This is a genomic window from Agrococcus sp. HG114 (assembly GCF_024723325.1).
Taxonomy (GTDB): Bacteria; Actinomycetota; Actinomycetes; order Actinomycetales; family Microbacteriaceae; genus Agrococcus.
Window position 1 is genome coordinate 1 of record NZ_JANQCH010000114.1, and the last position, 7359, is coordinate 7359.

Sequence of the window (7359 nt, forward strand, 5' to 3'; positions counted from 1 at the left end):
GTCCCGACGACCGCGTGCTCGCGGGAGCCGGCTCGAGGGTCCTGCGGCGGCCGACGCTGCGCGCCGCAGCGGGCGCCGCGTCGCTGCCGTCGCTCGCGGTCGACTACTGGCTGCCCGTGCCCGGGCAGCGCCGCGCGGCGCTCCTCCACCTCGACGTGCCCCTCCTCGCGCCCGTGCCGCTCCTGCTCGCGCTGTGCGATGCGATCGCGCTCGCCGCGCGCTTCGAGGACGACGGGCTGCCGTCCGCGGGGCGTCCCCCGGTCGCTTGACCGTGCACGCGGCTTGCCCGTATCCTTGATCGGGTGTGCGCACACGCGCGCCCTGCGTCATGCGCGGGGAGCGGGCGGGCAGCACTCGGGCAGCGGGCACCGGTCCGCGAGCCCCCACGGCATATCCACCACCTGAGAAGAGCGCGCGAGCGTGCGGTGGATCACCGATGGAGCCGGCAGCGCCGGCGAACCACATCGAATCGCTGTCACCGTGCAGCAGGAAGAAGCAACGTGCCCACAATCCAGCAGCTGGTCCGCAAGGGCCGGTCGCCGAAGGTCCAGAAGACCAAGGCTCCGGCGCTCAAGGCGAACCCCCAGCAGCGCGGCGTCTGCACCCGCGTCTACACCACGACCCCGAAGAAGCCGAACTCCGCCCTCCGCAAGGTCGCGCGAGTCAAGCTCTCGAACGGCACCGAGGTCACCGCCTACATCCCCGGCGAGGGCCACAACCTGCAGGAGCACTCGATGGTGCTCGTGCGCGGCGGCCGTGTGAAGGACCTCCCCGGCGTCCGCTACAAGATCGTGCGCGGCGCGCTCGACACCCAGGCCGTGAAGAACCGCAAGCAGGCTCGCAGCCGCTACGGCGCGAAGATGGAGAAGAAGTAATGCCTCGCAAGGGTCCCGCTCCCAAGCGCCCGGTCGTTGCTGACCCCGTCTACGGCGCACCGATCGTCTCGCAGCTCGTCAACAAGATCCTCCTCGACGGCAAGAAGGGCCTCGCCGAGCGCATCGTCTACGGCGCGCTCACGGGCGTCGGCGCCAAGTCGGGCCAGGATGCCGTGACGGTGCTCAAGAAGGCGCTCGACAACATCCGCCCCACCCTCGAGGTGAAGTCGCGCCGCGTCGGCGGCTCGACCTACCAGGTGCCCGTCGAGGTCAAGCCGCACCGCGCGAACACGCTCGCGCTGCGCTGGCTCGTCTCGTACGCCAAGGCGCGTCGCGAGAAGACCATGACCGAGCGGCTCATGAACGAGATCCTCGACGCCTCGAACGGCCTCGGCGCCGCCGTGAAGCGTCGCGAGGACACGCACAAGATGGCCGAGTCGAACAAGGCCTTCGCGCACTACCGCTGGTAGCCGCTGCCGAGGCGGGGGCCCCTCGGGCCTCCGCCTCGCACGGCCGCTGTCCCGCTCCGCGGGACCCGGCCCCCGAACCCCCCGCTCCATCCACTCATCGGAGGAACCCTGTGGCACAGGACGTGCTCACCGACCTGAACAAGGTCCGCAACATCGGCATCATGGCCCACATCGATGCCGGCAAGACCACCACGACCGAGCGCATCCTGTTCTACACGGGCGTCAACCACAAGATGGGCGAGACGCACGACGGCGGCGCGACCACCGACTGGATGGAGCAGGAGCAGGAGCGCGGCATCACGATCACGTCGGCCGCCGTGACCTGCTTCTGGGACAAGAACCAGATCAACATCATCGACACCCCCGGCCACGTCGACTTCACGGTCGAGGTCGAGCGCTCGCTCCGCGTGCTCGACGGCGCGGTCGCCGTCTTCGACGGCAAGGAGGGCGTGGAGCCCCAGTCCGAGACGGTGTGGCGCCAGGCCGACAAGTACGACGTGCCGCGCATCTGCTTCGTCAACAAGATGGACAAGCTCGGCGCCGACTTCTACTTCACGGTCGACACCATCATCAACCGCCTCGGCGCGCGCCCGCTCGTCATCCAGCTGCCGATCGGCGCGGAGAGCGACTTCGAGGGCATCGTCGACCTCGTCGAGATGAACGCGAAGACGTGGCGCGGCGACGCCAAGGGCGACGTGAAGATGGGCGCCGAGTACGCGATCGAGGAGATCCCGGCCGACCTCAAGGAGAAGGCCGAGGAGTACCGCGCGGCCCTCATCGAGACGATCGCCGAGGCCGACGACGCGCTCATGGAGAAGTTCTTCGAGGGCGAGGAGATCTCGACCGCCGAGATCAAGGCCGCCATCCGCAAGATGACGATCAACTCCGAGATCTACCCCGTGCTGTGCGGCTCGGCGTTCAAGAACCGCGGCGTGCAGCCGATGCTCGACGCGGTCGTGGACTACCTCCCCTCGCCCGTCGACGTGCCCGCCATCCCGGGCCACGACGTGCGCGACGAGGAGATCGTCATCGAGCGCCACGCCGACCGCGACGAGCCGTTCGCGGCCCTCGCGTTCAAGGTCGCGGTGCACCCGTTCTTCGGCCGCCTGACCTACGTGCGCGTCTACTCGGGCCACGTCGACTCGGGCGCCGCCGTCGCGAACTCGACGAAGGGCAAGAAGGAGCGCATCGGGAAGATCTTCCAGATGCACGCCAACAAGGAGAACCCGGTCGACTCGATGACCGCGGGCCACATCTACGCGGTGATCGGCCTCAAGGACACCACGACCGGCGACACCCTGAGCGACCCGTCGAACCAGGTCGTCCTCGAGTCGATGACCTTCCCCGCGCCCGTCATCGAGGTCGCGATCGAGCCGAAGACGAAGGCCGACCAGGAGAAGCTCTCCACGGCCATCCAGAAGCTCGCCGAGGAGGACCCGACCTTCCGCACCGAGAACAACCCCGAGACGGGTCAGACCGTCATCAAGGGCATGGGCGAGCTGCACCTCGACATCCTGGTCGACCGCATGAAGCGCGAGTTCAAGGTCGAGGCGAACGTCGGCAAGCCCCAGGTGGCCTACCGCGAGACGCTCAAGGGCACGGTCGACAAGTACGACTACACCCACAAGAAGCAGACCGGTGGCTCCGGCCAGTTCGCCAAGGTGCAGATCAGGCTCGAGCCGCTCGAGATCACCGCCGAGCAGACCTACGAGTTCGAGAACGCCGTCACGGGTGGTCGCGTGCCCCGCGAGTACATCCCCTCGGTGGACGCGGGCATCCAGGACGCCATGCAGGTCGGCGTGCTCGCCGGCTTCCCGACGGTGGGCGTCAAGGCGACGCTGCTCGACGGCGCCGCGCACGACGTCGACTCGTCCGAGATGGCGTTCAAGATCGCGGGCTCGATGGCGTACAAGGAGGCTGCCCGCAAGGCGCAGCCCGTGCTGCTCGAGCCGCTCATGGCGGTCGAGGTGCGCACGCCCGAGGAGTACATGGGCGACGTCATCGGCGACCTGAACTCGCGCCGCGGGCAGATCCAGTCGATGGACGACGCCCAGGGCGTGAAGGTCGTCAAGGCCCTCGTGCCGCTGTCGGAGATGTTCGGCTACGTCGGCGACCTGCGGTCGAAGACGTCGGGTCGCGCCGTCTACTCGATGGAGTTCTCGACCTACGCCGAGGTGCCGAAGGCCGTCTCGGACGAGATCGTCCAGAAGAGCAAGGGCGAGTGAGTCGCCGGGGGCGGCGCGAGCCGCCCCCGGGCCACCGCTCTGCCGCGGTTTTCGATGAGACCGCGGCGCAAGTACCATAGTTCAACACCACCCGAACGCTCTGCCGCGACGCGGCGGTGCACTCATGAGAACAGTCCTAGGAGGACACAGTGGCTAAGGCCAAGTTCGAGCGGACCAAGCCGCACGTCAACATCGGAACGATCGGTCACGTCGACCACGGCAAGACGACGCTGTCGGCTGCGATCTCGAAGGTCCTGGCAGACAAGTACCCGTCGGCCACCAACGTGCAGCGGGACTTCGCCTCGATCGACTCGGCACCCGAGGAGCGCCAGCGCGGCATCACGATCAACATCTCGCACATCGAGTACGAGACGCCGAAGCGCCACTACGCGCACGTCGACGCGCCGGGTCACGCCGACTACATCAAGAACATGATCACGGGTGCTGCTCAGATGGACGGCGCGATCCTCGTGGTCGCCGCCACCGACGGCCCGATGGCCCAGACGCGCGAGCACGTGCTGCTCGCCAAGCAGGTCGGCGTGCCGTACCTCATGGTCGCGCTCAACAAGTCCGACATGGTCGACGACGAGGAGATCCTCGAGCTCGTCGAGCTCGAGGTGCGCGAGCTCCTCTCGAGCCAGGACTTCGACGGCGACAACGCTCCCGTCATCCGCGTCTCGGCGCTCAAGGCGCTCGAGGGCGACGAGAAGTGGACGCAGGCCATCCTCGACCTCATGCAGGCCGCGGACGACAACATCCCCGACCCGGTGCGCGACCGCGACAAGCCGTTCCTCATGCCGATCGAGGACGTCTTCACGATCACCGGCCGTGGCACGGTCGTCACGGGCCGCGCCGAGCGCGGCACGCTCGCGATCAACTCCGAGGTCGAGATCGTCGGCATCCGTCCGACGCAGAAGACCACGGTCACGGGCATCGAGATGTTCCACAAGCAGCTCGACGAGGCATGGGCCGGCGAGAACTGCGGTCTGCTGCTCCGCGGCACCAAGCGCGAGGACGTCGAGCGCGGTCAGGTCGTCGTGAAGCCGGGCTCGGTCACGCCGCACACGAACTTCGAGGGCACGGCCTACATCCTGTCCAAGGACGAGGGTGGCCGCCACAACCCGTTCTTCACGAACTACCGGCCGCAGTTCTACTTCCGCACCACCGACGTCACGGGCGTCATCTCGCTGCCCGAGGGCACCGAGATGGTCATGCCGGGCGACACCACCGACATGACGGTCGAGCTCATCCAGCCGATCGCCATGGAGGAGGGCCTCGGCTTCGCCATCCGCGAGGGCGGCCGCACGGTCGGCGCCGGCACGGTGACGAAGATCATCAAGTAGTCTCCGGACTCACCTGGGAGGGCCCCGCTGCGGCGGGGCCCTCCTTCGTGCGCGCGGTAGCCTGGCGGCATGGCAGGACCGACGAGCGAGCAGAGCACCGGGATGCGGGATGCCTGACACCGTCGGGACCGCCGGTGCCGTCCTGCTCCTCGTCGGGGCCGCCTTCAGCGTCGTCGTGTGGCCCGCGTTCCTGCGCCGCGTCGCGCGGGACGAGCGGGCGAGGGACGCCGCCGGCCGTCCCACCCGGTTCCTCACCGTGCACGTGAGCCTCGTCGCGATCGCGATCGTCATCGCGCTCGCGCAGGGCGTCGTCGGCATCTGGTGGCTCCTCGCCTGACACGCGCCGAGCGCGCTCCCAGCCCGGAGGGGTTGGCTGACCGCAGCGGCCGCGACCGCGGTCGCGCGAGAGGAGAGCTGCAGCATGGCTGGATTCGAGGACCTCGCCGACGAGGCGCGCGAGCAGCGCGACGACGAGATGCCGGGCACCCGCTCGCCCGCGAACGAGGTGATCGGCGCCGACGGCACGGGCTCCGACGAGACGAGCACCGACCCGCACGTGCCGACGGCCGACACAGACGCGACGGGCGGCGCGTGGGCCGCCGCGGACCACGCCGGGTCCGAGGAGGGCTCCGACGGCTTCGGCCCCGAGGGCACGCGGTCGGCTGCGACGGATGCGCGGACGACGGGGATGGGCGAGGCCGGCGACGCCGACATCGACGCGAGCGGGTTCGGCGACCCGTTCGACGGCGGCGCCGTCGACGCGCGCGGCGACTGACTGATGCCGCTCCCAGCCAGCGGTGCTTGGCTGGGAGCGCGGCCGGCGCACCGGTGCCGGCCTCGAGACGGAAAGGTGCGAGCATGGCAGACAGCCCCATCCGCGACGGCGGAGACCAGCCCCTCGACGACGAGCCGGAGCTCCCGGGCGGCGACCTGAGCACCGTGCCCGAGCACCGCCCGGGCGCGCATCCGCCGGAGGACGACCGCGAGCTGCCCGCGGGCGGCGAGCCGCCGCTCCCGTACCCGAACGCCGATCGCGACGGCCAGGCCGACTTCGCGGCCGACGCCACCGGCGAGCGCTACGAGCGCGTGGTCGACGAGGGCCTCGAGCGCATCGACGAGCACCGCGCGCGCATCGAGCAGCTCGAGGCCGAGCAGCCCGGGAACGCCGTCGGCGCGTCCGGCTCGTCGCTCGAGCCAGGGCCCGGCGCACCTCCGGTGCCGGGCGGCCCCGTGGGCTCGGGGGAGCCCGGCGTCCCCGAACCGGACCCCGGCGCTCCCGACCCGACGGCGCCCGGTGCGCCCCAGGCGCCGCAGGGGCCGGGCACCCTCGACCCGACCGCGCCCGTGGGCGACCCGGCGGGCGACGCGAGCGCGCTCGACGACGTCGACCGCGCCCAGCCCTAGGAGCGCATCGTGGAGCACGAGGAGCTGCAGCCCGAGCGGCTGCCCGACGACGAGGCGCCCGAGCTCGCGGTGGACGCGGAGTCGCCGGACGACCCGGCGGGAGACCTCTCCGGCCGCTCGTTCGACGAGCTCTCCGACCGCGCCCGAGCGGCGATCGAGCGCGAGCACGCCGCCGACAAGGCGGAGCTCGAGCCGGACGACGCGGCCGTCGCCGTGCTCGAGGGCTCGGAGCCGCCCGGGCCGGACGCCGACGAGCGCCCGGTGTGACGCGCCGCGACGCGGTGTGACGCACCGCGACGCGGCATGACGAAGCGTGACGCGGCGGGCTTCCGGGCCCGCCGCGTCGCTTCGTAGCGTGTGCCTTCCCGACCGAAGGAGCACGCATGTCCACCACCACCGCATCCGTCACCGCCGCCGAGCGCGACGAGCGCCTCTCGCGCGCCGAGCGCGCGTGGGGCGACCGGCTCGCCGCCGACGCCAGGAACGCCCGGCTCGTCGTCGCCGCGAGCGGCTCGGCGGAGGGCGCCGTCGCCACCCGCATCAGCGCCGGCCGCCACGAGTGGCTCATCGACGAGCCCGCGGGGCTCGCGGGCGACGACGCCGGCCCGAGCCCCGTCGAGGCGGCGCTCGGCGCGCTCCTCGCGTGCCAGACCGTCGTGTACCGGCTCTACGCCCAGCGCCTCGGCCTGACGATCGACCGGCTCGAGCTGCGCGCCGAGGCGGGCCTCGACGTGCGCGGCCTCTTCGGCGCCGACGACGTGCGGCCCGGGCTGGAGGCCGTGCGCATCGTCGTCGACATCGACGGCCCCGACGAGCGCGGGCGCTACGACGAGCTGCGGCGCGTCGTCGACGCGCACTGCCCGGTGCACGACCTGTTCTCGAACCCCACGCCCGTCGAGACGCGCCTCGCGTAGCCGTCAGCCGCCGCCGAGCCTCCGCGTGAGCTCGGCGGCGGCCTCGGCGCACCGCGCACCGAGCGGCGCCCAGCCCGCCGCCTCGACGTCGGCCAGCCGGAACGTGAGCCCCACGGCCGCCGCCGGCC

General features: G+C 71.2%; 9 protein-coding genes and 1 pseudogene. All 10 read left to right on the forward strand.

Annotation, left to right across the window (positions count from 1 at the left end):
* Positions 1-269: pseudogene (locus tag NWP09_RS10310) on the forward strand (hypothetical protein); the annotation flags it as partial.
* Positions 270-500: 231 nt separating this feature from the next.
* Complete coding sequence (gene rpsL, locus NWP09_RS10315) at positions 501-875, forward strand: 30S ribosomal protein S12 (protein WP_258275425.1); 375 nt, start codon at positions 501-503, stop codon at positions 873-875.
* Positions 875-1345 carry a 30S ribosomal protein S7 gene (rpsG, locus tag NWP09_RS10320; RefSeq protein ID WP_258275426.1) on the forward strand — a complete coding sequence of 157 codons (471 nt, stop codon included), beginning with the start codon at positions 875-877 and terminating at the stop codon, positions 1343-1345. The genes rpsL and rpsG overlap by 1 nt, the downstream gene beginning before the upstream one ends.
* 110 nt (positions 1346-1455) lie before the next feature.
* Positions 1456-3570 (forward strand): elongation factor G, encoded by a 2115-nt coding sequence (gene fusA, locus NWP09_RS10325; protein WP_258275427.1) that lies wholly within the window; start codon positions 1456-1458, stop codon positions 3568-3570.
* A 149-nt stretch (positions 3571-3719) separates the two neighbouring features.
* Entirely contained in the window at positions 3720-4913 is a 1194-nt protein-coding gene (tuf, locus tag NWP09_RS10330) for an elongation factor Tu (RefSeq protein WP_258275429.1), read from the forward strand.
* A 109-nt stretch (positions 4914-5022) separates the two neighbouring features.
* Positions 5023-5250, forward strand: a complete 228-nt coding sequence (locus NWP09_RS10335) for an SCO4848 family membrane protein (protein WP_258275430.1) — start codon at positions 5023-5025, stop codon at positions 5248-5250.
* An 84-nt stretch (positions 5251-5334) separates the two neighbouring features.
* On the forward strand, positions 5335-5688 hold the full coding sequence (locus NWP09_RS10340; RefSeq protein ID WP_258275431.1) for a hypothetical protein: 354 nt from the start codon (positions 5335-5337) through the stop codon (positions 5686-5688).
* Positions 5689-5771: 83 nt separating this feature from the next.
* Positions 5772-6317 (forward strand): hypothetical protein, encoded by a 546-nt coding sequence (locus NWP09_RS10345; RefSeq protein ID WP_258275432.1) that lies wholly within the window; start codon positions 5772-5774, stop codon positions 6315-6317.
* A 9-nt stretch (positions 6318-6326) separates the two neighbouring features.
* Positions 6327-6584, forward strand: a complete 258-nt coding sequence (locus tag NWP09_RS10350) for a hypothetical protein (protein ID WP_258275433.1) — start codon at positions 6327-6329, stop codon at positions 6582-6584.
* Positions 6585-6700: 116 nt separating this feature from the next.
* Complete coding sequence (locus NWP09_RS10355) at positions 6701-7231, forward strand: OsmC family protein (RefSeq protein ID WP_258275435.1); 531 nt, start codon at positions 6701-6703, stop codon at positions 7229-7231.
* The last annotated feature ends 128 nt before the right edge of the window (positions 7232-7359 follow it).